Origin of the sequence: Pseudarthrobacter cellobiosi (genome assembly GCF_023913755.1) — a bacterium.
GTDB classification, from domain to species: domain Bacteria; phylum Actinomycetota; class Actinomycetes; order Actinomycetales; family Micrococcaceae; genus Arthrobacter; species Arthrobacter cellobiosi.
In genome coordinates this window covers 144,621-165,977 of record NZ_JAMXBJ010000047.1, presented here as the reverse complement: position 1 = coordinate 165,977, position 21,357 = coordinate 144,621, and the positions used below count along the sequence as shown (strand labels likewise).

23 protein-coding genes are annotated in these 21,357 nt (G+C 66.3%); 9 read left to right on the top strand and 14 right to left on the bottom strand.

All coding sequences use genetic code 11. The features are described 5' to 3' along the window. Nucleotides 1-66 precede the first annotated feature (66 nt). On the top strand, nucleotides 67-1,746 hold the full coding sequence (gene purF, locus NG696_RS14020) for an amidophosphoribosyltransferase (RefSeq protein WP_252575882.1): 1,680 nt from the start codon (nucleotides 67-69) through the stop codon (nucleotides 1,744-1,746). Then, complete coding sequence (gene purM / locus NG696_RS14015; protein WP_252575880.1) at nucleotides 1,743-2,903, top strand: phosphoribosylformylglycinamidine cyclo-ligase; 1,161 nt, start codon at nucleotides 1,743-1,745, stop codon at nucleotides 2,901-2,903. The genes purF and purM overlap by 4 nt, the downstream gene beginning before the upstream one ends. A gap of 67 nt (nucleotides 2,904-2,970) precedes the next feature. Here purM and NG696_RS14010 read toward each other — a convergent pair whose 3' ends face one another. Continuing rightward, nucleotides 2,971-3,750: a VOC family protein gene (locus tag NG696_RS14010; protein WP_252568536.1), complete on the bottom strand. Its 780-nt coding sequence runs from the start codon at nucleotides 3,748-3,750 to the stop codon at nucleotides 2,971-2,973. A 231-nt stretch (nucleotides 3,751-3,981) separates the two neighbouring features. Next, nucleotides 3,982-4,215: a DUF3073 domain-containing protein gene (locus tag NG696_RS14005; protein WP_056341155.1), complete on the bottom strand. Its 234-nt coding sequence runs from the start codon at nucleotides 4,213-4,215 to the stop codon at nucleotides 3,982-3,984. A 275-nt stretch (nucleotides 4,216-4,490) separates the two neighbouring features. Between NG696_RS14005 and NG696_RS14000 the strand changes: the two genes are divergently transcribed. Next, nucleotides 4,491-5,132: a septum formation family protein gene (locus NG696_RS14000; RefSeq protein WP_252568537.1), complete on the top strand. Its 642-nt coding sequence runs from the start codon at nucleotides 4,491-4,493 to the stop codon at nucleotides 5,130-5,132. A 57-nt stretch (nucleotides 5,133-5,189) separates the two neighbouring features. Here the strand turns inward: NG696_RS14000 and catC are convergent, their stop codons facing one another. Next, a complete protein-coding gene (gene catC, locus NG696_RS13995) occupies nucleotides 5,190-5,468 on the bottom strand; it encodes a muconolactone Delta-isomerase (RefSeq protein WP_252568538.1) in 279 nt (92 codons plus the stop codon). 27 nt (nucleotides 5,469-5,495) lie between these two features. Then, nucleotides 5,496-5,654, bottom strand: coding sequence for a TIGR00366 family protein (locus tag NG696_RS13990; RefSeq protein WP_252575878.1), 159 nt, complete (start codon nucleotides 5,652-5,654; stop codon nucleotides 5,496-5,498). 237 nt (nucleotides 5,655-5,891) lie between these two features. Here NG696_RS13990 and NG696_RS13985 point away from each other — a divergent pair, with 237 nt between their 5' ends. The 3 genes from NG696_RS13985 to NG696_RS13975 all read left to right on the top strand — a co-directional run bounded on the left by NG696_RS13985 (nucleotide 5,892) and on the right by NG696_RS13975 (nucleotide 8,419). Next, entirely contained in the window at nucleotides 5,892-6,185 is a 294-nt protein-coding gene (locus NG696_RS13985; RefSeq protein WP_252575876.1) for a hypothetical protein, read from the top strand. After that, nucleotides 6,186-7,880, top strand: coding sequence for an ATP-binding protein (locus NG696_RS13980; RefSeq protein WP_252575873.1), 1,695 nt, complete (start codon nucleotides 6,186-6,188; stop codon nucleotides 7,878-7,880). A gap of 104 nt (nucleotides 7,881-7,984) precedes the next feature. Then, nucleotides 7,985-8,419: an ester cyclase gene (locus tag NG696_RS13975; RefSeq protein ID WP_252568541.1), complete on the top strand. Its 435-nt coding sequence runs from the start codon at nucleotides 7,985-7,987 to the stop codon at nucleotides 8,417-8,419. Nucleotides 8,420-8,431: 12 nt separating this feature from the next. Here the strand turns inward: NG696_RS13975 and clpB are convergent, their stop codons facing one another. The 7 genes from clpB to NG696_RS13940 form a co-directional block, all read right to left on the bottom strand. Next, nucleotides 8,432-11,089: an ATP-dependent chaperone ClpB gene (gene clpB, locus NG696_RS13970; RefSeq protein ID WP_252575871.1), complete on the bottom strand. Its 2,658-nt coding sequence runs from the start codon at nucleotides 11,087-11,089 to the stop codon at nucleotides 8,432-8,434. 397 nt (nucleotides 11,090-11,486) lie between these two features. Further along, a complete protein-coding gene (locus NG696_RS13965) occupies nucleotides 11,487-12,248 on the bottom strand; it encodes a S1 family peptidase (RefSeq protein ID WP_252568543.1) in 762 nt (253 codons plus the stop codon). 186 nt (nucleotides 12,249-12,434) lie between these two features. Beyond that, entirely contained in the window at nucleotides 12,435-13,100 is a 666-nt protein-coding gene (locus NG696_RS13960; RefSeq protein ID WP_252575870.1) for a hypothetical protein, read from the bottom strand. Nucleotides 13,101-13,168: 68 nt separating this feature from the next. Then, the gene (locus NG696_RS13955) at nucleotides 13,169-14,230 is read right to left on the bottom strand and encodes a sulfate/molybdate ABC transporter ATP-binding protein (RefSeq protein ID WP_252575868.1); all 1,062 of its coding nucleotides are present in this window, start codon (nucleotides 14,228-14,230) and stop codon (nucleotides 13,169-13,171) included. Beyond that, nucleotides 14,227-15,090 (bottom strand): ABC transporter permease, encoded by an 864-nt coding sequence (locus NG696_RS13950; protein ID WP_252575866.1) that lies wholly within the window; start codon nucleotides 15,088-15,090, stop codon nucleotides 14,227-14,229. Before NG696_RS13950 ends, NG696_RS13955 begins: the two co-directional genes overlap by 4 nt. Nucleotides 15,091-15,144: 54 nt before the next feature. Continuing rightward, on the bottom strand, nucleotides 15,145-15,912 hold the full coding sequence (modA, locus tag NG696_RS13945) for a molybdate ABC transporter substrate-binding protein (protein ID WP_252575964.1): 768 nt from the start codon (nucleotides 15,910-15,912) through the stop codon (nucleotides 15,145-15,147). Nucleotides 15,913-15,956: 44 nt separating this feature from the next. Next, nucleotides 15,957-16,367 carry a TOBE domain-containing protein gene (locus tag NG696_RS13940; RefSeq protein ID WP_056341185.1) on the bottom strand — a complete coding sequence of 137 codons (411 nt, stop codon included), beginning with the start codon at nucleotides 16,365-16,367 and terminating at the stop codon, nucleotides 15,957-15,959. Between the two features lie 181 nt (nucleotides 16,368-16,548). Here NG696_RS13940 and NG696_RS13935 point away from each other — a divergent pair, with 181 nt between their 5' ends. The 3 genes from NG696_RS13935 to NG696_RS13925 are packed head-to-tail and all read left to right on the top strand — an operon-like array spanning nucleotide 16,549 to nucleotide 19,293. After that, nucleotides 16,549-17,883: an FAD-binding oxidoreductase gene (locus NG696_RS13935; protein ID WP_252575865.1), complete on the top strand. Its 1,335-nt coding sequence runs from the start codon at nucleotides 16,549-16,551 to the stop codon at nucleotides 17,881-17,883. Nucleotides 17,884-17,917: 34 nt separating this feature from the next. Next, entirely contained in the window at nucleotides 17,918-18,787 is an 870-nt protein-coding gene (locus NG696_RS13930) for a DUF4031 domain-containing protein (RefSeq protein ID WP_252575864.1), read from the top strand. Nucleotides 18,788-18,846: 59 nt separating this feature from the next. Further along, entirely contained in the window at nucleotides 18,847-19,293 is a 447-nt protein-coding gene (locus NG696_RS13925) for a VOC family protein (RefSeq protein ID WP_252575863.1), read from the top strand. Here the strand turns inward: NG696_RS13925 and NG696_RS13920 are convergent. The 3 genes from NG696_RS13920 to NG696_RS13910 form a co-directional block, all read right to left on the bottom strand. Beyond that, complete coding sequence (locus NG696_RS13920; protein ID WP_248763765.1) at nucleotides 19,290-19,691, bottom strand: YccF domain-containing protein; 402 nt, start codon at nucleotides 19,689-19,691, stop codon at nucleotides 19,290-19,292. The genes NG696_RS13925 and NG696_RS13920 overlap by 4 nt on opposite strands. 90 nt (nucleotides 19,692-19,781) lie before the next feature. Beyond that, the gene (locus NG696_RS13915; protein WP_252568551.1) at nucleotides 19,782-20,381 is read right to left on the bottom strand and encodes a phosphoribosylanthranilate isomerase; all 600 of its coding nucleotides are present in this window, start codon (nucleotides 20,379-20,381) and stop codon (nucleotides 19,782-19,784) included. Between the two features lie 89 nt (nucleotides 20,382-20,470). Next, nucleotides 20,471-21,310 (bottom strand): aminoglycoside phosphotransferase family protein, encoded by an 840-nt coding sequence (locus tag NG696_RS13910; RefSeq protein WP_252575861.1) that lies wholly within the window; start codon nucleotides 21,308-21,310, stop codon nucleotides 20,471-20,473. Nucleotides 21,311-21,357 lie beyond the last annotated feature (47 nt).

Here is a 21,357-nt window from a genome sequence, read left to right as displayed (position 1 = left end):
CCTCCGTGCACAGTCACAATGCCGGCGGCGGAAAAGTCGTACCGCATCTCGTGAGATAATCGACCAGTGGCACGCGGCGATGGAAAACTTTCTCATGATCTTCTCCCTGGCGAAAAGGGACCTCAGGACGCTTGTGGCGTTTTCGGGGTCTGGGCACCAGGTGAAGAAGTAGCAAAACTAACCTATTACGGGCTGTATGCATTGCAGCACCGCGGTCAGGAGTCGGCTGGTATAGCTACCAGTGACGGCAAGCGGATCAACGTCTACAAGGACATGGGCCTCGTTTCCCAGGTCTTCGACGAGACCACGCTGAACACCCTGACCGGGCACCTGGCGGTGGGACACTGCCGCTACTCCACCACCGGAGCCAGCCACTGGGCCAACGCCCAGCCCACCCTCGGCGCCACCAGCACCGGCACGGTTGCCCTGGCGCACAACGGCAACCTGACCAACACGGCCGAGCTCAACGCCATGATCATGGAACGCAACGGCGGCCAGCTCAGCGGCGAAATGAAGCAGGGCAACACCTCGGACACGGCCCTGGTCACGGCGCTGCTCGAAGGCGAGGAGGGCAAGACCCTCGAACAGACCGCCATGGAGCTGCTGCCGAAGATCAAGGGCGGCTTCTGCTTCGTGTTTATGGACGAAGGCACCCTCTACGCAGCACGCGATACCTACGGCATCCGCCCGCTGGTCCTGGGCCGGCTGGAGCGCGGCTGGGTGGTTGCCTCCGAGCAGTCCGCCCTGGCCACCGTCGGCGCCAGCTTCATCCGTGAAATCGAACCGGGCGAATTCATCGCCATCGACGAGGACGGCGTGCGTTCCAAGCGCTTCGCGGAGGCGACGCCGGCTGGTTGCGTTTTCGAATACGTTTACCTCGCGCGTCCGGACGCCGCCATCGCGGGACGCTCCGTGTACGAGTCCCGTGTGGAGATGGGCCGCCAACTGGCCCGCGAAAACACCCAGGACGCGGACATCGTCATCCCGGTCCCGGAGTCCGGCACCCCCGCGGCCGTGGGTTACGCCGAGGAATCCGGCATTCCCTTCGCGCACGGCTTCGTCAAGAACTCCTACGTGGGCCGCACGTTCATCCAGCCCTCGCAGACCCTGCGCCAGCTGGGTATCCGGCTCAAGCTGAACGCCCTCGAGTCCGTGATCCGTGGCAAGCGTGTGGTGGTGGTGGATGACTCGATCGTCCGCGGCAACACCCAGCGCGCCATCGTCCGGATGCTCCGCGAGGCCGGCGCCGCGTCCGTCCACATCAAGATCTCCTCCCCGCCGGTCAAATGGCCGTGCTTCTATGGCATCGACTTCGCTTCCCGCGCGGAACTGATTGCCAACGGCGCCACCATCGAGGAAATCTCCCAGGGAATCGGCGCCGATTCCCTGGCGTACATTTCCGAAGACGGCATGATCAACGCCACCAGGCAGCCGCGCGAGCGCCTCTGCACCGCCTGCTTTACCGGCACGTACCCCATCGAGCTTCCGGGCGCGGACAAACTGGGCAAGAACCTGCTGGAGCGTACCGACCTCGGCGGCCTCACGCCGTCGCCCTCTGCCCTCCCCGGCGCAACGGCGGCCCTTGCGATCGACGCCGAGGAGGACCCGGCGGACAAGCCGGGCGCCACCGGCTGCGATCCGGGTCCGGACGCCGAGTTCGAGAACCTGCTCACCGAAGAGGACCACGTGCCCGCGATCCACCACGAAGCCACCACCCCCGGCGCTGAAAAGAAAGAGTCCGTATGACTTCCACAACCCCCGCCGCCGGTAACAGCCCCCTGAGCCCCGCAGGCATCACGTACGCCTCCGCCGGTGTTGACGTTGAAGCCGGCGACCGCGCCGTGGAGCTGATGAAGGGTGCCGTGAAGGCCACCCACAATTCCTCCGTCATCGGCGGCGTGGGCGGCTTCGCCGGCCTGTACGACGTCTCCCGCCTGCTGACCTTCAAGCGCCCGCTGCTGGCCACGTCCACCGACGGCGTCGGCACCAAGGTCGCCATCGCCCAGGCCATGGACATCCACGACACCATCGGCTTTGACCTGGTGGGCATGGTGGTTGACGACATCGTCGTCGTGGGCGCCGAGCCGCTCTTTATGACCGACTACATTGCCTGCGGCAAGGTTGTCCCGGAGCGTATCGCGGACATCGTCCGTGGCATCGCCGCGGCCTGCTCCGTGGCCGGCACCGCCCTGGTGGGCGGCGAAACCGCCGAGCACCCCGGCCTGCTGGGCGAGAACGAATACGATGTTGCCGGTGCCGCCACCGGTGTTGTCGAGGCCTCCGACCTGCTGGGCCCAGACCGTGTCCGCGCCGGCGACGTTGTGATTGGTATGGCCTCCTCCGGCCTGCACTCCAACGGCTACTCCCTGGTCCGCCGCGTCATCAACCACGCCGGCTGGGCACTGGACCGCCAGGTCTCCGAACTCGGCCGCACGCTGGGCGAGGAACTACTGGAACCCACCCGCGTCTACGCTGCCGACTGCCTGGACCTTGCCCGCGCCTTCCCGGTGAACAGCGCCAACGCCGTGCACGGCTTCAGCCACGTCACCGGCGGCGGCCTGGCCGCCAACTTGGCCCGCGTCCTGCCGCAGGGCCTCGTGGCCACCGTGGACCGCGCCACCTGGGAACTTCCGGCCATCTTCAAGCTGGTCTCCGAGCTGGGCAACGTGCCGCTGGCCGACCTGGAGCGCACCCTGAACCTCGGTGTGGGTATGGTGGCCATCGTGTCCGCCGAAGCCGCCGACGCCGCCGTGGCCCGCCTCAACGACCGCGGCGTGCCGTCCTGGATCATGGGCACCGTCACCGCGGACTCGGATTCCATCCTCAAGACCGGTCCGGACTACGTCCAGGGTGCCAAGGGTGTGGACGGCGGCGCCGTCCGCTTGGTCAACGCCTACGCCTAAACCCTCGTCGAGCTCCGCAACCGCCCTTTTGAACGTTGAAAACGGCGGCTACGGAGCACTCGATGCGTTAAACCTCCAGCAGGCTGAAGACACCGCCCTGCGGGTCCTGGAGGGTAGCCGTGGCGCCGGGCGTATCGTCGTCATCCGGCTCCGGCGCGATCAGCACTTCCGCCCCCGCGGCCACGGCCTTCCGCACGGCCTCGGCCACGTCTGTGACGCCGAAGTAGATCTGCCACCTGGCAGGCGCCTCGGCCGCGACGATTCCGGCCACCTCCGCGCCGTTCACCATCAGCGTGCTGTACGTCCCGCCGTCGTCCTGGGGATACTCGGTCACCTCGTGGCCGAACAGCTGCTGGAAGAACCCGACGGCGGCCCGCGGCTCGGGTGTCAGCAGTTCCGTCCAGGACAGCGCACCGGCCTCGTTGTACCGGCCGGAGCCTGTGTGCGTCCCAGGCTGCCATACGCCGGTGGTCCCGCCGCCGGGAGGATCCACAAACACCATCACGCCGGTGTCCGCCACTTCCTCAGGGCCGAACTGCACTGCGCCGCCGGCGTGGGGAACTTCCTCGGCCAGCGCACCGGCGTCCTCGGCCGCGAAGTAGATGTTCCATTGGGCGTGCGTGCCGAGAGATTCCTGGTGCGGGTTCTGCGGCGCCACCATGGCCACCAGGTCCTCCCCCACGAACGCCTGGGCATAGCTGCGGCCATCGGGCGTGGGCAGGTCCTTGAAGGTCCATCCGAACACCGCTGCGTAGAAGGCCTTGGCTGCCTCCACGTCCCGGGTCTGGACGTCAGCCCAGCACGGTTCACCATGGCGGTAGCTGGGGGATGAGGAGGTTCCTGGCATGGGAGGTCCTTTCGCGGGCGGCACAGCGCATCAACGCCTCCAGTCAACACCAAAAAGCCCGCCGCCGGCACCGGGTTCCGGCGCAGGCCACGGGCCTGATAACTGAGGCCAGCACCGGGGGTCCGCTGGGATCCGGGGTGCTGAAAAGAAGCGCTGTACTAACGAACGGCGTCCGAACGTACTGCAGCGTCGCGGGGCCGGGCGCCTTGCGGCGGGACCGGCGTGCAACAACTAGCCGATCCGACGGGTGTGTACCTCGTCGTCGTCTTCTTCCAAATCGTCCGCGTACTTATCCACATAAGCCGAATAGTCCGGTTCAACCGGGTCATTCGCGAAATGGCTCGTGGCACGACCTTCAGGACCTTTGAGCTCTCGCTGAAGGGCCGAATAGTCAGTGTTCGGGGAATAGTACTTAATATCCCGAGCCTGCTTGGTAGCTTTTGCCTTTTGACGGCCGCGCCCCATGGCGTGACCCCCTTTTGTACTCGGACCGGAGGTGGTCACCTTGGCTATCGGTGAGGCCCCGGAATGTTTGGTCAATTTGTCGTAACACCTAGATTACATGCTTTCCGCGCACGGTGCGCCCCGGCCCGTGCGCGCGGACGCCATGTCGGGTACCCTTTCCGCCGCGACGCGCACGGTTCCCGGCTTTTTTGTTGGATAGAGTCTCTTCATCAGCTGCCGATCCGGGTGCCCGGAGAATCCAGCATCCCGAGGCGACACCCAGGAGGGGTATCCGGATGGACAACCAGGAACCGCGCCCCGTCCCGCCCAAACCTGCCGCTCCGCCCACCGCCGGATTGCCGCACGTGGCTGTTCCGGCAACTGCCGTGGAACCCCCGGCACGGAAGCCGCGGCGGGTCGCATCTACGCTCCTGAAGACTGTCTTCGTGGTGGTTCTGCTCGGTGTGGTGGGAGGCCTGGTGTGGCTCGCCGCGTGGCTGGATTCCGGGGCACCGGAAACGACCGGCGACGGCGGCTCCGTGGTCGTGGAAACCACACCCACTCCCCTGGCCACCCCGCTCCCCCTCCCCCGTGAGGGTGTGGAGCCGCCGGACTACCGGCTGGGCGACTGCTTCAAGGATTTTGACCCGAAGGCTTTGCGGTCAACGGTGGTGGCCTGCGATACCGGCCACTCAGCCCAGCTTGTGGCCGTCTTCCGCTACCCCGCCGTCGGCTCCTATCCTGGCCGGGAGGCCCTGGCCGCCAAGGCCCTGGAGGCCTGCCAGGCGGCGAAGCTGGCACCGGCAGCGAACGAGTACACGCTGAACTTCCAGCGGGCCTACCCCAGCAGCACCAGTTGGGAATCAGGCGACCGGCGCGTGGACTGCTACGTCACGGCCGACGGCGGGAACGTCATCAACGCCAGCGCGCTGCCCTAAACAACCCACAAAACACGCCGGTCCGGATCGGTTGGTACCGATCCGGACCAGCGGGCGTCAGTTGATGTCTGACGGGTGCTTCGCCAGCGGCGTGACCGAAATGTCCATGTACGGGAACAGCGGCAGGCCCGAGAGCATGTTGTGCAGCTCGTCGTTGCTTTCAGCATCAAAGACCGAGTAGTTGGAGTACTCGCCCACAACGCGCCAGATGTGGCGCCACTTGCCCTGCTGCTGCAGGTCCTGGGAGTAGGCCTTTTCCACTGCTTTGATGGCGGCCGCCTCCTCAGAAGGCATGTCAGCGGGAAGGTTGACGTCCATGCGTACCAGGAACAGCATTGGTTCTCTTTTCTTGTTGGAAGGGCTTTAGCCCAGGTAGCCCCAGAGCAGGATGGCAGCGATGTAGATGATGCCAACCCAGAACATCATGATCACGGTGTAACCCATAATGTCCTTGAGCTTGAGTTTTGACAGGGCCAGGGCGGGCAGGACCAATGATGTCTTGTAGGAGTGCCTGCACGGCATGCGGTTGACCGCTCGGATTTGAGAGATCTCTGATGGTCAAAGCGTGATGGAGTTCGCTGGGGCTGAGGTAATTGAGCATTGTGATCCTAATGTTCGGATGTAAGTGGTGGTTTCCTCCCCCGACTCAAATCCGGCGCCAGTACCTAGGCGCGCGCCTGAGAGCATTTCGGAAGTACATCGGCCTTGCTGGTGCTGGACAATTGTGAGCATATTGCCCGGGAGTGCGCCAAAGTCAGTGTGGAGCTACTCGCTGGCTGCGCGCGTCTACACATCCTGGTCACCAGCCGGGTGACGCTGCCTGTAGAGGCCGCAAGAACCTGGCTGCTTGACCCTCTGCCGGTACCGGCATCCGAAGAACTTCCACCCGAGGAAATCGCCGCGTGTGAATCCGTCAGGCTCTTCACCGAACGCGCCTGCATGGTGCTTCCGGGCTTCGCAGTAACCCGACAAAACGCCGCCGCCGTGGCCAGGGTCTGCCGCCGGCTGGACGGCCTGCCCCTTGCCATAGAGCTGGCCGCGGGCCGGGCTTAAATGCTGACGACGGCGCAACTCGATGAACGTCTGGAACACGCCTTAGGTCTCCTTACCGGAAGCGGCCCAGTCGGTGGACAGCGCCATGCCACCCTTCGTGCAGCCCTGGACTGGAGCCACGGGCTCCTGTCGCTATCCGGGCAGACGCTGTTCAGACGGCTGGCTGTCTTCGCGGGCGACTGGGCCCTGGAAGACGCCGAAGCAATCTGTCCGGGCGGGACGCTGGAGGCGGCGGACATCCTGGCCGTACTAACCGACCTGATGGACCAGTCGTTGGTGGTGGTGGAACGGCCCAGCGGCGGCACCCGGCGATTCCGGCTGCTCGAAGTCATCCGGCAGTACGCTGACGAACTGTTGAGGGCAGCGAAGGAACGATCGTTGCTGCGCAGGTCCCACGCAGCCCGGTTCGCTGCCCTCGCCATGGAGGCGCGCGGAGAACTGAACGGTCCAAAGCAGCCCGCCTGGACGCGGCGGCTGGAGCAGGACCGGGAGAATTTCAGGGCGGCTATGGCGTGGGGCCTGGATACGCCGGAAGGGCTGGAAACCGGAGCCGAAATCGTTCTTACCCTGGCCCAGGTGTGGCAATTGCGCGGTGAATTCGCGGAAGGGCTGATGTGGTACCGGCGATACTTGGCCAACATCCATGCAATTCCGCGTCGGGTCCAGGGGGATCTCCACGAATCGACTGGTTTCCTCGCAGTCCATGCCGGGCTAAGCGATGAGGCGCGAAGCCATTGGGAGGAAGCTGCCGCCATTTTCGCTGAGGTGGAAGATCCTGGGGCTGTGGGCCGGCAGCTGCATTACCTGGCCCACGCAACCATGGGCACCGACGCTCCACGGGCCGCGGCCCTGGCTGCTAGGTTGGCCTTGGAAGAGGAGGCAGGTGACAAATGGTGGACCTCAGCGTGCCTCTTCGCCTTGGGAGATGCCTCATTCCTGCAGGGAGACCTTGACAAGGCGGCCGACTGCTACTCGAAAAGCCAGGTGCTCGCCCGCCAGCTCGGCCACTCATTCGCCATTGCACGGCGGTGCGTCCGGCTTGGACAGGTGACCAGGACCCGCGGAGACCTCGAAGGAGCCCGTCATCACCTTGGCGAATCAATGCGCGTGGCAAAGGACGGCAACGACGATTGGGGCTGCACTATGGCCCTGGCCGCCTGGGCTTCTGTGGCCGCATCCGTTGGGTCGCCCCGGACATCGGCGATGCTACTGGGCGCGGCACAAGGACGGCTCGACCAGTACGGGGCAGTGCTCTGGGCGCTTGACCGGGCCGATTTCGTCCGTACTGCGTCCACGGCCACCGCCCTTCTCGGGGAGGATGCCTTCCGCGAATACCTCCGGGAGGGCAGAACTCTGACGACCCAAGAGACCGATTCCCTGGTGAAGGAACTGCAGGAACCGCCGCCGCCAGGATCATTGGCAGGATCCCCCGGTTCGCCGGGCATTCGCCTGACGCCACGCGAATCCCAGGTGCTCCACCTCATTGCCGGAGGAGAGACCAACCAATCCATCGCATCGGAGTTGGGGCTCAGCGTGCGGACAGTCGAGCGGCACGCGGCCAACCTCTACCTTAAGATCGGCGTTGAGGGCCCGGCAGCTCGCGCGGCTGCCGCCAACTACGCGTTCCGGCACGCTCTGGGGCCCGAGCAGGACACCTTGGCGGTCCTCCACCAAAACCCTCCGCGGCGTCGCTGATTCCCCCTCCCAACTACGTGCGTACACGGAGTTGGGCTGTGCCGCATGATCCTAATCTGTGCTTATCCGGAGCTTCCCGGATAAGCATCGAAAGGGAAAGTCCAATGACTACTGACCAGAACAAGGAAGTGGTACGCAGGTTCTTCCGGGCCTTTGAGGACCAAGACGAGGCCGAGCTCACCCGGGTACTGTCGCCCAAACTCCAAGCGTTCGTGCACGGAAACACTGAACCAGTGGACCGGGACACAATGCTGACGGCCATCAAGGGCTGGAACATCACGTTCAGCGGGACCAGCTTCACCCTGGCGGACCAAATCGCCGAAGGAGATATGGTCGCGTGCCGAGTGACCATGCATGCAGTGCATAGCGGCGGCGAATTCCAAGGGATCGCCCCGACCGGAGCCCCCATTACCAGCGAGAGCCTGACCCTGGAGCGGGTGGTGGATGGACTCATAGTGGAACGCCGTGTGGCGACGAACTGGGAGGACATCAAACAGCAACTCACCGCTGTGCCCTCCCAGGCACAAACCGCAGGCTAACCCACCGGGTGCCTATTCCTTCCGCCGCACCACCAGGCCCGTGCCGGCCGGAGCACCGCCGTCGGGCCCTGCCAGAGCCTCCAGTCCTTCGATGGTGAGTTCGTCGACGTCGGCCGCTGCATCCACCAGCACGGTATCCCCGTCAGCGATCCCACCGGACAGGATGGCCTTGGCCAGGCGGTCGCCGATCTCGCGTTGCACCAGCCGGCGCAGCGGCCGGGCACCGTAGGCGGGATCAAAGCCGGACATGGCCAGCCAGGCGCGGGCGCCCTCGGACACTTCCAGGGTAAGCCGCCGGCCGGTCAGCCTCCTGCCGAGTTCGGCCACCTGCAGTTCCACAATGCGTGCCAGCTCGTCCACGGACAGGGCGTCGAACAGCACCACCTCGTCCAGCCGGTTCAGGAACTCCGGCTTGAAGGACGCATTCACCGTGGCCATCACGGCGTTGCGCTTGGCCTGCGGGTCCAGAGACTGGTCCACCAGGAACTGGCTGCCCAGGTTGGATGTCAGCACTAGGATCGCGTTGCGGAAGTCCACGGTGCGGCCCTGCCCATCGGTGAGGCGGCCGTCGTCGAGCACCTGCAGGAGGATGTCGAAGACTTCGGGGTGGGCCTTCTCCACCTCGTCCAGCAGGATCACCGAGTACGGCCGACGGCGGACAGCTTCAGTCAGCTGGCCGCCTTCCTCGTAGCCCACGTAGCCGGGAGGGGCACCCACGAGCCGGGCCACCGAGTGCTTCTCGCCGTACTCTGACATGTCGATCCGCACCATGGCGCGTTCGTCGTCGAACAGGAAACCCGCGAGCGCCTTGGCCAGCTCAGTCTTCCCCACGCCCGTGGGCCCCAGGAACAGGAACGAACCCGTGGGCCGGTTGGGGTCGCTGATGCCGGCCCGCGCACGACGGACGGCGTCGGCAACCGCCGTGACAGCCTTCGCCTGGCCGATGAGCCGCTTGCCGAGCTCTTCTTCCATGTGCAGCAGCTTCTGGCTTTCGCCCTGCAGCATGCGCCCGGCCGGGATCCCGGTCCAGGCGGAGATGACTTCTGCGATGTCGTCCGCGGTGACCTGTTCGGCCACCATCTGGCCCGACTTGTCCGTGTTCGCTTCCTCAGCGGCCGCTGCGGCGTTGAGTTCGCGTTCCAAGGCCGGGATCTCGCCGTACAGCACCCGCGACGCGGTTTCCAGGTCGCCTTCGCGCTGGGCTTTGTCCGCGGTGGACCGGAGTTCATCCAGCTTCGCCTTCAGGTCACCCACCCGGTTGAGCCCGGCCTTCTCGGCTGCCCAGCGGGCGTTGAGTCCATCCAGCTCTTCGCTCTTGTCCGCCTTGTCGGCGCGGAGGGCCGCGAGGCGCTCCACCGAGGCGGCGTCCTTCTCGTTCGCCAGGGCCAGTTCCTCCATGGTGAGCCGGTCCACGACGCGGCGCAGCTGATCGATCTCCTCCGGCGCGGAGTCGATCTCCATCCGCAGCCGGGAGGCGGCCTCATCCATCAGGTCGATGGCCTTGTCCGGCAGCTGGCGGCCCGAGATGTAGCGGTTGGACAGCGTAGCCGCGGCTACCAGCGCTGAGTCGGCGATTGTCACCTTGTGGTGGGCCTCGTAGCGTTCCTTGAGGCCGCGGAGGATCCCGATGGTGTCCTCCACGCTGGGCTCACCCACGTACACCTGCTGGAACCGGCGCTCCAGGGCCGGGTCCTTCTCGATGTTCTCGCGGTACTCGTCCAGCGTGGTGGCACCGATCAGCCGCAGCTCGCCACGGGCCAGCATGGGCTTGAGCATGTTGCCGGCATCCATCGAGGACTCGCCCGTGGCACCGGCACCCACCACGGTGTGGATCTCGTCAATGAACGTGACAATCTGCCCGTCCGAATTCTTGATCTCCTCTAGGACGGCCTTGAGCCGCTCTTCGAACTCGCCGCGGTATTTCGCCCCGGCCACCATGGAGGCGAGGTCCAGGGCGATCAGGGTCTTTCCCCGCAGGCTTTCCGGGACGTCCCCGGCCACGATCCGCTGGGCCAGCCCTTCAACCACCGCGGTCTTGCCCACCCCCGGCTCGCCGATAATGACGGGGTTGTTCTTTGTACGGCGGCTCAGCACCTGGATGATGCGTCGGATCTCGGTATCGCGGCCGATCACCGGGTCCAGCTTTCCCGCACGCGCCATCGCGGTGAGGTCCGTGCCGAACTTCTCCAGCGACTGGAACGTGTTTTCCGGGTCCGGCGTGGTGACCTTACGGTCGCCGCGGACGCCCGGCAGGGCGGCGAGCAACGCTTCATGGGAGGCTCCGGCGTCGCGCATTAACCGCCCGACGGCGTCACTGCCGGCAGAGAGCCCCAGCAGCAGGACCTCGGTGGAGACATAGGTATCGCCGAGTCTGTCGGCCTCGTTTTTGGCGTTCTGGATGGCCTGCAGCGCGGGCCGGGACAGCTGGGCCTGCTGCGTGGAGCCGCCCGACGTTGCCGGCAGCGCCTTGATGGCACTGCTCGCCTGCACACTGATGGCATCCGGGTCTGCGCCGGTGGCGCGGAGAAGCGCGACGGCGACGCCCTCCCGCTGATCCATCAGCGCCTTAAGCAGATGGGCAGGTTCCACCTGGGGATTTCCTGCCGTGGAGGCGTTCATGGCTGCTGCCGAAAGAGCCTCCTGGCTCTTGGTGGTGAATTTGACGTCCAAAGAGAGCTCCTTCCGGGCTGTGCATTTTTCGCTAAGTTGAGCCTATAACGCTCAACTTTGAGGATACTCCCTCCATGGCCATGTTTGCCGACGGCGAACTGCCTGTCCAGAGCCACGCGCTGCCGAGCGGAAATCCGCTCCCGGCACCACTGCCGCAGCAGCCCGCAAAGTCCTAGGATCATGCTGTGACCTCAGGGACTCATCCAGGCCGAGGATCTGGACGCCGCCGTTGCCTTGATGGAAGGCCACCCGCACTTCATGTCCCGCGAAGGCGCCACCATCCAGATCCACGAAACCCTCGATGTCCCGTGAATGTAGGGCGCCGGGCTTAGAGCATCCCGGGCGGGTGGCTCCCCCAAGGAGCCACCCGCCCGGTGGTCTGTTTAGGCCGATCAGATCAGGAGCCGGCAACCCCCGAGACGCTGGTGATCCAGGCCAGGTTGCCGGCGATCGAGGCGTGGTCGTTGTAGTAACGCGTGTAGTCGGACGGGTTCTGCGGCGGCAGGATGCTGGAGGTGGAGAGCACTCCCACCAGCTTGCCGTTCACGATCAGCGGGCCGCCGGAGTCGCCGCCCAGAGTGTGGCCGGACTGTGACTGCGTTCGAACGGAAGGCCCTCCGTAGGTGTCCACCCCCTGTCCGGCAACCGTGACATTGGCCGTTTTGAGGTAGTAGGACATGGTGCCCGCACCTTCGGTCTGGTCACCCCAGCCGTAGACCTTGGCCGAGGCGCCCGTAGCCGGGAACGAACTGGAGAGCCCCACAAACGAGCCGTAGTGCGGGGTTGAAAGCTTCAGGAGCAGGACATCGCCGGTGCTGGAGGCATAGCGGGCGGCCACGGTTTTCACGGTTCCGCCGGTTTCCAGGTACGTTGTGCCCAGCCTGACGGACTTCAGCGATGTTGAGTTGCAGTGCTTGGCCGTGACGACCCAGCTCGCGGAGATCTGGCTGCCGGTGCAGCCCACGTTGGTCCCGGTGGAATCGAAGGAAATCTGGGCGGCGTAAGGGGCTGCGGAAATCGTGGTGGTGGTGCCTCCGGCGATGTCCGGGCTGGCCGAATCACCGCCGGTTGCGGGTGCAGCGTGGGCGGTCAAGGGAGTCAGCAGGGCAGCGGTCGCTGCAGCCGCTGCGGCCGCGGCCAGGATTCGGGCGATCTTCAAAGCGGGTAGCTCCTTCGCAAGTGGACCCGCGGCCATCAGCGGTCAGCAGTCAGCCGGGTCAGTTTCCAGTGGGTGGACCGGCCATCGGTGCGGGCGATCCACAGGCGACATTACTGCCAGATGTGAAGTCTGTCACGTTAAATGACAAAATCCGTCAACTACATTTCCGGAGCAGGCCAAGTGAACTCAGGGATAGCCGGCCGCAGGCTTGGTTTCGATGTAGTTGATGACCAGGAACTCCCCCGCCGGGACGAGTTCCACATACCAGCGGGTCGGCTTGTCCAGGTCCTCCCAGCTGCCTTGCCCGGTAACGGTGGGGCGGTAGACGGCGTCGAACTTCAGGAACGTTCCGCTGTCAGTGGCGCTCGAATCGACCTCCTGCAGCAGCTCAAACGTGCCCCGCCCGCCCGTACCTGGCTCGGCAATGCGGACCGCCGCCAGGTTTTGCTGGTTCATCACCTTCACCGCCGCAAAGTATTCCTGCCACGCGACGTCGCTGTGGGTGGTGAACAGGGTTCTCGAATAGGCCTCCGCGTTTTTCGCCGCGAGATCGGCGACGCAGTTTTCCGACACAGCCTTGCCCGGTCTCCACGCCGTGACCAGCTCGGAGCCGGCGTTGAGCCAGCCGCTGTAGGCGTTCAGGACGCTGCCGATGGTTTCGCGCGGAGTGCCCTTGGGGATCCGGACCGGCGACACGTCGTCCCGGCCCACAAAAGGGCACTCCGGCGGAAGCATGGACGCGGGCGTTGCCGGGGCGATGTCCGGCAGCGGCGTCGGCGACGGGAACAGGCTGCATCCGGACAGGCCCGCCAGCAGCGCAATGGCGGCAGCCGCCGTCGTAATTTTCTTCATGGTTCTCCCCCAATACCGCCGCCACGTCCGGACGACGCTGACCAGCCTACCCGCGGATTCCCACCCCTTCAGCCCGGGTAGATGGCCACAGCGCCGGCCTTGATCACGAAGTACACCTGCAGGCCCGGCGCCAACCCGAGATCGACGGAGGCCGCCGGCGTGATGTCCGCGCTCAGCTGCCCGCCGTCCCCGGCGCGGACCCTGATCCCGTCCCCGTGCGGCTCCAGGTCCGTGATGGTCACGGCGAAGGAGTTCCGCGGGCTGCCGTGCGCCTCGGTGAGGAATACGGAAACGGCCGACGGCGGGAAGACGGCCACGCCGGGCTGTCCGGTGGGGAGCGGGCCGGCTACGTCGTGGTGGCCATAGAGGTTGAGGGCGCCTGCCCGCAGACCGTGTTCGGTGATGTGGCCCACCACAAAGTTGAGCCCGGCGAGGCCGGCCGCGAACCGGCTGCGCGGGCGCTGGAGGACTCCGCGGGTTGGGCCTTCCTCGCTGATCCGGCCGTTCTCGAGGATGACCACACGGTCGGCCAGCATCAGGGCATCGAGGACGTCGTGCGTGATGATGATGGCGCGCCGGCCGGCCAGGACCCGTTTGAGCAGGCGCCGGAGCAGCGGCGCGGCATGGATATCCAGCGCGGCCATCGGTTCATCCAGGAGCAGGAGCCCGGGGTCGGCGGCAAGCGCCCGGGCCACCGCAACGCGCTGCGCCTGGCCGCCGGAGAGCTCGGCCGGGCGCCGGGACTGCAGCTCAGTCGCCTCGACTTCCGCGAGCCACCGCAGGGCGGACTCCCGGGCGGCCTGCTTCGAAGCCCCCGCGCTCCGGGGCCCGAAGGCCACGTTCTCCAACACGCTCAGGTGCGGGAAAAGCAGCGGTTCCTGGGCCAGGAGGGCCGTGCCGCGCCGGTGCGGAGCCGTCCATTCGCCTCGCCCCGCGCTGAGGTGGAACAGGGTCCTGCCGTCCAGTTCGGCCGTGCCCGAGTCCGGGTGCAGCAGGCCCGCGATGACGTTCAGCAGGGTCGATTTTCCGGCGCCGTTGGCGCCCATAACGGCCACCGTTTCGGCCGGCCCCACCGCGAGGGAGACGTCGAACCCACGGCCAGCCACGGCGGCCTGAACCGAGAACGTCACAGGACTGCACCTCCCTGGGCCGGCGCCGTCGTCGTACGTTGGCCGCTCAGGGTGGGGGCCCGTTCGGCGGCGCGGGGACTGCGGTACGCGAGTGCCACCACAACCACTGCCACCGCCACGAGGACCAGGGAAAGCGCGACGGCGGCATCGGCGTCCGTTTCCCGCTGCAGGTAGATTTCCAGCGGCAGGGTCCGGGTCACCCCCTGCAGGCTGCCGGCGAACGTGAGCGTGGCGCCGAATTCGCCCAGGCTGCGGGCGAAGGACAGCACCGCGCCGGACGCGAGTCCCGGCAGCACGAGCGGGAGGGTGACCCGGCGAAGCACCGTGGTGGGCCCGGCGCCGAGCGTCGCAGCCACCGCTTCGTACCGGTTCCCAGCGGTCCGCAAGGCGCCTTCGAGGCTGACCACCAGGAACGGAAGGGCCACAAACGTCTGGGCCAGGATGACCGCCGTCGTCGAAAAGGCGATCTGCAGGCCTGCCACTTCCAGCGTCCGGCCCAGCAGCCCCTGCCGCCCGAACGTGTAGAGCAGCGCGATGCCGCCCACCACCGGCGGAAGGACCAGCGGGAGCAGGACCAGTGAGCGGAGGACGCGCTGGCCGGGGAAGCTGCCGCGGGCCAGGACCAGGGCGAGCGGCACACCCAGCACGATGCACAGGACTGTGCTGGCCGCGGACGTGCGCAGGCTCAGTCCAAGGGCTTGCAGCGACGCTTCCGACGTGATCAGCGGGATGAACTGGGCCCAGTTGACCTTGGCCACCATGGCCGCAAGCGGCAGCACCACGAACAGTCCACCGGCAGCCGCAAGGATGTAAATCCAGTGCGGGACGCCGCCGTATCCGCCGTTCCTGGCCTGTTTCATGGTCTCCTTGGGGACGGGTTGCCTACGGTGCCGGGTTGCCTGTGGGGCGGGTTGCTACGGGGAGCCGAAGCCAGCCTCACCAAGGGTTTTCTGCCCGTCGGCACCGGTCACCATGGCAATGAAGGCTGCGGCCAGTTCCTTGTTCCGGCTCGAGCCTACTGTGGCGATGGGATAGGTATTGACCGCCTTGCCGGATTCGGCGAACGGGATTCCCTTGACCTTGTCTCCGGCGCCTTTGACGTCGGTGACGTAGACCAGGCCGGCGTCGGCCTCGCCCGAGGTGACCTTGCCCAGGACGTCCGTCACCGATGATTCCTCGCTGACCGGCGAGAGGGTCACACCCGCAGCCTTTTCCACAGTATCCGCGGCGGCCCCGCACGGAACCTGGCTGGCACAGACAACCACCTTGACGCCGGGTTTGGCCAGGTCGGCGAAGGACGCGAGCGACGCCGGATTGGACGGCGGGACGGCGATCTCCAGGACGTTGGTGGCGAAGTTCTTCGCGGTCCCGTCCAGGAGCTTGGCATCGGCCAGTTTGGTCATGTTCTTGGTGTCGGCGGAGGCAAAGACATCCGCCGGTGCGCCCTGGGTGATCTGGGTGACCAGGTCCGAGGAACCGGCGAAGCTCAGCATGACTTTGGTGCCCGGGTTCTTCGCCCCGAAGTCGGTGGCCAGCTGGGTGAACGTGGCCTTGAGCGACGCGGCCGCGAAGACCGTGATGGTCCCGGAGACCTGCCCGGCGGCGTCCGGGGACTGCGACGCGGCGGGCTGTGAGGCCGTGGGCGTCGTGGAAGCGGGTGCGCACGCGGCGAGGCCCAGCATAAGGGCGGCTGAGATGACGGCGGCTGCGCCGTGTTTACGGGTGCTCAAATGATGCTCTTTCCATGCGGGGTTTCGATGATGACTGTGGTTGCTTTGACCACCGCGGTGGCCACGGAGCCGAGTTCCAGGCCCAGGTCACGGACGGCTTCGCTGCTCATCAGCGACACCACCCGGAACGGCCCGCACTGGAGTTCCACCTGGGCCATGACCTTGTCCGCCGTGATGCCCGTGACGAGGCCAACGAACCTGTTGCGCGCCGAACTCCCTGAACGGTGCGGGTCCTCGGGAAGCTGCGCGAGCTTCTGGGCGTGCCGGGCAAGTTCGAGCCCGTCGACTGCCAGCCGGCCGGCGTCGTCCTTTACCGGGGTGAGGCTGCCGTTCTCTGTCCAGCGCCGGACGGTGTCGTCACTGACGCCGAGGAACCGGGCGGCTTCGGATACGCGAATAGTGGGCATTTTATGATCCTAGTCCGCATTTGCGGGTTTTCTTAGTAGTTTTCGCCGCGTATCCGAAGATGACGCCAATGCTGGTTTCGCTCCCGTTCGAGGGTTCACCTGGGCTGCCTATGGAACGTCCCGGGCCGAAGTCCTACGCTATGTGGAGGGGAGGGGCCGCAGTCGCTGAGGAGCGTTTGTGATGAAGTGGATCAGGCCTGACAGCCCCGACTATGACCCGGCCCGGAAGGTCTTCAACGCCAGCATTGACCGGCGGCCGGCGGTGATTGCCCAGTGTTCAAATGACGCGGACGTGGCCGAAGCCCTGCGCTATGGACGGGCAAATTCCCTCGCCATTGCTGTCCGTGCCGGCGGCCACTCAGTGGCCGGAATGTCCATGAACAACGACGGCCTGGTGATCGATGTCCGGCCCATGAAGTCGATCGACGTGGACCCGGAATCCGGCATCGTCACCGCCGGGGCAGGCGTCACCTGGGGCGAGTTCGACCACGCCACCCAGGAGCATGCCCTGGCCGTCACCGGCGGGCGGGCCTCCACCACCGGCGTCGCCGGCTTCACCCTGGGCGGCGGATCCGGGTGGCTGGAGCGCTCCTTCGGGTTCGCGTGCGACAGTCTCGTCTCGGTGGACCTGGTGACGGCCGACGGCGAGCGCGTCACCGCGAGCGCCCGGGAAAACCCCGAACTCTTCTGGGCACTCCATGGCGGTGGCGGCAATTTCGGAGTGGCCACGTCCTTCACGTTCCAGGCGCACCGGCTCGGCCCCGTGGTCCACGCCGGGATATGGCTGTGGCCTGGGGAGGCAGCCTCTGATGTTTCCCGGGCGTTCCGGGACCTGGCCCTCGCAGCCCCCGATGGCGTCGGGGTGGGGCTGCTGTACATGACCGCGCCGCCGGAGCCGTTTGTGCCTGAGCATCTGGTGGGAAAAATGGCCGTCGCCATTGGCTACGTCTACGCGGGTGACCCCGAGGAAGGCTCCGAACATGCCCGGCCGTTCCGCGAACTCGGACCGGCCGTCAACCTGGTGGGTGACACAGGCTATGCAGAGTTCAACAGCTCCCTGGATGATCCGCCGGACCACTACAACTACTGGAGCGCGGACTACCACAACGAACTTCCCGATGCGGCTCTGGATCTTTTTGTGGAATCGGCGCGGAACCTTCCCGATGCCACGTCGCAGCAGCTCATCGCCCGCTGGGGCGGCGCCGTGGGCGGGAACGCGGGGGCGGCCACGCCCTTGATCAACCGGAACGCGGCCTGGGTAAGCCACCCGTACGGCATCTCCCCCACGCCCGAGGAAGGCGAGCTGGCCAAGGCGTGGGTGAAGGACTTCCGCGGCAAGATTGCGCCCTATGCCTCGGGCGGGGTGTGGCTCAATTTCATCGGCAACGAAGGCCAGGAGCGCATCCGTGCCGCGTTCGGCAACGGGAACTACGCGCGGCTGGCCAGGGTCAAGCGGGACTTCGATCCACGGAACGTCTTCCAGGGGAACCAGAACATCCTGCCGGCCGGCTCCTGAGCGGCCCTGCGGAGAGCCGCACTAGACTTCCCCCATGGCGATTTACCTGGATCCGCCCGTGTGGCCAGCCCACGGCACGCACTTTTCGCACCTCATCTCGGACATGTCGCTGGCGGAACTGCACGCGTTCGCCGCCGCGGCCGGCGTCCCGGACCGGGCGTTCGACGGCGACCACTACGACGTCGCCGAGCGCCGGTTCGACGACCTCGTAGCTGCGGGCGCCATTCCGGTGGAAGGCCGGATCCTGGTCCGCAAGCTCATCGCCAGCGGGCTGCGCATACCGGCCCGGCAGCGCAACAAGTCCCTCAAGGTCCCGCTGCTGAACCGCTGGCAAACCATCATGCCCGGCCACGACGCCCTCTTCCTGGACCTGCTGGACCGCTGGAGCGAGGACCACCGGCGGTATCACGGCTGCACGCACCTGCTGACAGTTCTTGAGGCTTTGGACCTGCTCGCGGACCCCGCCGATCCGCCGCGGACCGTGCTGCTCGCAGCCTGGTTCCACGATGCCGTGTACCGCGGGGTCGCCGGCCAGGACGAGGAGGAATCGGCCCGCCTCGCCGAGGAGCGCCTCCCGGACGCGGGGCTCCCGGCCGCCGATGTCGAGGAGGTGGCGCGGCTGGTCAGGCTGACGTCGGACCACCGCCCGGAACCAGGGGACCACGACGGCGCCCTCCTCTGCGATGCGGACCTGTCAGTCCTCGGCGGCGAACCGGAGCCGTACGCCAGGTATGTGGCCGCCGTCCGGGAAGACTATGCGCACATCGGCGACGCCGACTTCGCGGCCGGTCGCGCCGCCGTCGTCCGTCACCTGCTGGAACTGGACCCCTTGTTCCACAGCGACCGCGCCCGGGAACTGTGGCTCGACGCCGCCCGCCGGAACCTGCAGGGCGAGCTGGCCTGACTCTTCGCGCAACCGCCCGAAGCCTTTACGGGCGCCCCGGCCGGTGCAAGACTGCTCGGATGAACCTGCGCATCCAAGCCGTCAGCGTCGACTCCACTGACCCCAAAGTGCCCGCCGACTTCTGGGAGAAGGCCCTGGGGTGGCGCCGCACCTACGAGGTGGAAGACGAAATCGTACTGGAGCCGCGCGCAGGCAGCCCGGCCGACGGCGTCAGCCCGGACCTGCTGTTCGTGAAGGTTCCCGAGGGGAAAGAGCTCAAGAACAGGCTGCACCTGGACCTGCGTCCGGATGACCAGGCCGAGGAGGTGCAGCGGCTGGAAGCCCTCGGCGCGTCGCGCATTTCTGTCGGGCAGGGGCCGGAGGTCACGTGGGTGGTCATGGCCGACCCGGACGGCAACGAATTCTGTGTTCTGCGGGCGCTCCGGTCAGAAGAGCTCGAAGCCCAAGGACTGGTCCCCGGGTTCAGCGAAGCCCCTGGGAATGCCGCTGGGAATGCCGCCGGCTAACGGTACGCGGTAACGAACGGGCTGTTGGTGGGAACAATCTGCTTGCCGAGCGGCATCAGGCTGACCGGGATGAGTTTGAGGTTGGCGATGGCCAGCGGGATGCCGATGATGGTGACCGCCATGGCAATGGCCGTCAGCACGTGGCCGATTGCGATCCAGATGCCCGCCACCACCAGCCAGATGACATTCCCCAGGAGCGGGAACACGCCAGTCCCGCCCGGCTTGTCCACCACCATGCGCCCGAACGGCCAGAGCGTGTACGCCGCAATCCGGAACGACGCGATGCCCCACGGGATGGTGACGATCAGCAGGCAGCAGATGATCCCAGCCAGGAAATAGCCCAGGGCAAGCCAGAGTCCGCCGAATACCAGCCAGATGATGTTGAGCAGTGTCTTCATCTGTCCATTGTGCCCCGCGGGGTCTGACAAAAACGTAGGGGTCTGCCCTAATTGGCCCCTGATCTTGGGCCCTGGAACTTGGACCGGGCCTCAGCCCTTGGCGGCCTTAACAAACGCGCGGATTTTGTCCAGGTCCTTCACACCACGGGAAACCTCGACGCCGGAGGAGACGTCCACGCCCCACGCGCCTGAGGCTGCAGTGGCGTGCGCCACGGTGTCCGTATCCAGCCCGCCGGCCAGCAGCCACTTGCGGTCCTGGAGCGCCGTCACGTCCACCATGGAGGCATAGTCCCAGGCTTCTCCGGAGCCGGGCACGGCGGCATCAATCAGCAGGATTTCCTCGCCCCAGTCGGCGAACGCGTCCGCAGTGGCTGCCATGGTGACCGCCCTGATCAGCTTCATGCCGGCGTCGTGCACTGTTGTGACGTCTTCCGGCGTGAGGTCCCCGTGGAGTTGGACCCATTTGAGTCCGGCGGAACGGGCAATGGCAATGGCATCGGCAACAGGTTCATGCCGGAAAACGCCGACGGCAACCACGCCTTCCGGCACATCGGCCAGAAGAGTGGAAACCTGCGACGGCGAGACCACCCGCGGGCTGGCCGTCAGGACAAACCCGACGGCGTCCGCCCCAGCCTCCACGGCGGCACTGACTGATTCGGGCGTACTGAGACCACAGACTTTGACGAACATTTTCGGCTCCTTCAGGCTGTCTTCGTGACGTCCCCCGGGAGGAGAGTAACAGGGAAGTGCCCCCTGCGCCGATGTGGGTCGGTTCCATTTCAGGCGCCGGACAACACGCGCTCCACCATGGCGCGGCCCGTCTGTTCAAACGCCGTGTCGCCCACCTGGTTGGCCCACACCACCGTGCCGATGGCCTGGTTCAGGTTCTCCAGCCGCCACAGGTCAGCCTCCGCCGGTGCCACCGACTTGTCCAGGCCGGAATGGAACGCGTCCGCCAGGTCGGGCCTGCCAACGAACCGCTGGTGACTGAGGCGCACCAGATCGTGCACCCACGGACGCGGTTCAGCGCGGCCAAAGTCGATGACTTTGATCTGCCCGTTGTCCTGCAGCCAGTTCCTTGGCTGGTAATCGCCGTGAGTTGCCACGAGCTGCGCCACGCCCGGCCGTAGGGCATCCAGTTCCTGTTCAAAGCTTTCCAGTTGCGATTCCGGCAGCAGCCCGTGGGCGCGGTCCATCCACGCCCGGGTCTTTGCCGCGAGGGCTGTTGCGTACGTGCACGAGTCCCCGGCCGGCCGGTGAATCCTCGCCAGCAACTCCCCCGCCTGGCGGTACGTTTCCGGATCATCCTCGGCCGGAGTCCCTTCGACCAGGACTCCCGGCAGGAACTCCGTAACCAGGATCCGGGCTTCCACGGAGGCATGCCGTAACGCCGGGACGCGTCCGCGGAGCCCTTCGAACCCGCCGGCATGGGCGGCGATCTCGCGGCGGATATGGTGGCTTGTGGTGCTCGCCTTGACGATGAACCCTTCGCCCGCCGGCGTGACAACGTGGAGGACGTTCGTGTCCTGCAGGGGCCACGAACAATCCTGCACCACGCTGAATTCCCCAAGCCAGGATGTCAGCAGCCGGCTCTGTTCCTCGGTGATCCCCTGGCGCATTTGCCCAGCATGCCACGCGTGGCCGGGACGCCCAAACAAACTAGGCT

What these genes read in the sequence shown, in the direction of transcription:
- purM (WP_252575880.1), top strand. Translation starts at nt 1,743, where the DNA reads ATGACTTCCACAACCCCCGCCGCCGGTAACAGCCCCCTGAGCCCCGCA.
- NG696_RS14010 (WP_252568536.1), bottom strand. Translation starts at nt 3,750, where the DNA reads ATGCCAGGAACCTCCTCATCCCCCAGCTACCGCCATGGTGAACCGTGC.
- NG696_RS14005 (WP_056341155.1), bottom strand. Translation starts at nt 4,215, where the DNA reads ATGGGGCGCGGCCGTCAAAAGGCAAAAGCTACCAAGCAGGCTCGGGAT.
- NG696_RS14000 (WP_252568537.1), top strand. Translation starts at nt 4,491, where the DNA reads ATGGACAACCAGGAACCGCGCCCCGTCCCGCCCAAACCTGCCGCTCCG.
- catC (WP_252568538.1), bottom strand. Translation starts at nt 5,468, where the DNA reads ATGCTGTTCCTGGTACGCATGGACGTCAACCTTCCCGCTGACATGCCT.
- NG696_RS13990 (WP_252575878.1), bottom strand. Translation starts at nt 5,654, where the DNA reads ATGCCGTGCAGGCACTCCTACAAGACATCATTGGTCCTGCCCGCCCTG.
- NG696_RS13980 (WP_252575873.1), top strand. Translation starts at nt 6,186, where the DNA reads ATGCTGACGACGGCGCAACTCGATGAACGTCTGGAACACGCCTTAGGT.
- NG696_RS13975 (WP_252568541.1), top strand. Translation starts at nt 7,985, where the DNA reads ATGACTACTGACCAGAACAAGGAAGTGGTACGCAGGTTCTTCCGGGCC.
- NG696_RS13960 (WP_252575870.1), bottom strand. Translation starts at nt 13,100, where the DNA reads ATGAAGAAAATTACGACGGCGGCTGCCGCCATTGCGCTGCTGGCGGGC.
- NG696_RS13950 (WP_252575866.1), bottom strand. Translation starts at nt 15,090, where the DNA reads ATGAAACAGGCCAGGAACGGCGGATACGGCGGCGTCCCGCACTGGATT.
- modA (WP_252575964.1), bottom strand. Translation starts at nt 15,912, where the DNA reads ATGCTGGGCCTCGCCGCGTGCGCACCCGCTTCCACGACGCCCACGGCC.
- NG696_RS13940 (WP_056341185.1), bottom strand. Translation starts at nt 16,367, where the DNA reads ATGCCCACTATTCGCGTATCCGAAGCCGCCCGGTTCCTCGGCGTCAGT.
- NG696_RS13935 (WP_252575865.1), top strand. Translation starts at nt 16,549, where the DNA reads ATGAAGTGGATCAGGCCTGACAGCCCCGACTATGACCCGGCCCGGAAG.
- NG696_RS13930 (WP_252575864.1), top strand. Translation starts at nt 17,918, where the DNA reads ATGGCGATTTACCTGGATCCGCCCGTGTGGCCAGCCCACGGCACGCAC.
- NG696_RS13925 (WP_252575863.1), top strand. Translation starts at nt 18,847, where the DNA reads ATGAACCTGCGCATCCAAGCCGTCAGCGTCGACTCCACTGACCCCAAA.
- NG696_RS13920 (WP_248763765.1), bottom strand. Translation starts at nt 19,691, where the DNA reads ATGAAGACACTGCTCAACATCATCTGGCTGGTATTCGGCGGACTCTGG.
- NG696_RS13915 (WP_252568551.1), bottom strand. Translation starts at nt 20,381, where the DNA reads ATGTTCGTCAAAGTCTGTGGTCTCAGTACGCCCGAATCAGTCAGTGCC.
- NG696_RS13910 (WP_252575861.1), bottom strand. Translation starts at nt 21,310, where the DNA reads ATGCGCCAGGGGATCACCGAGGAACAGAGCCGGCTGCTGACATCCTGG.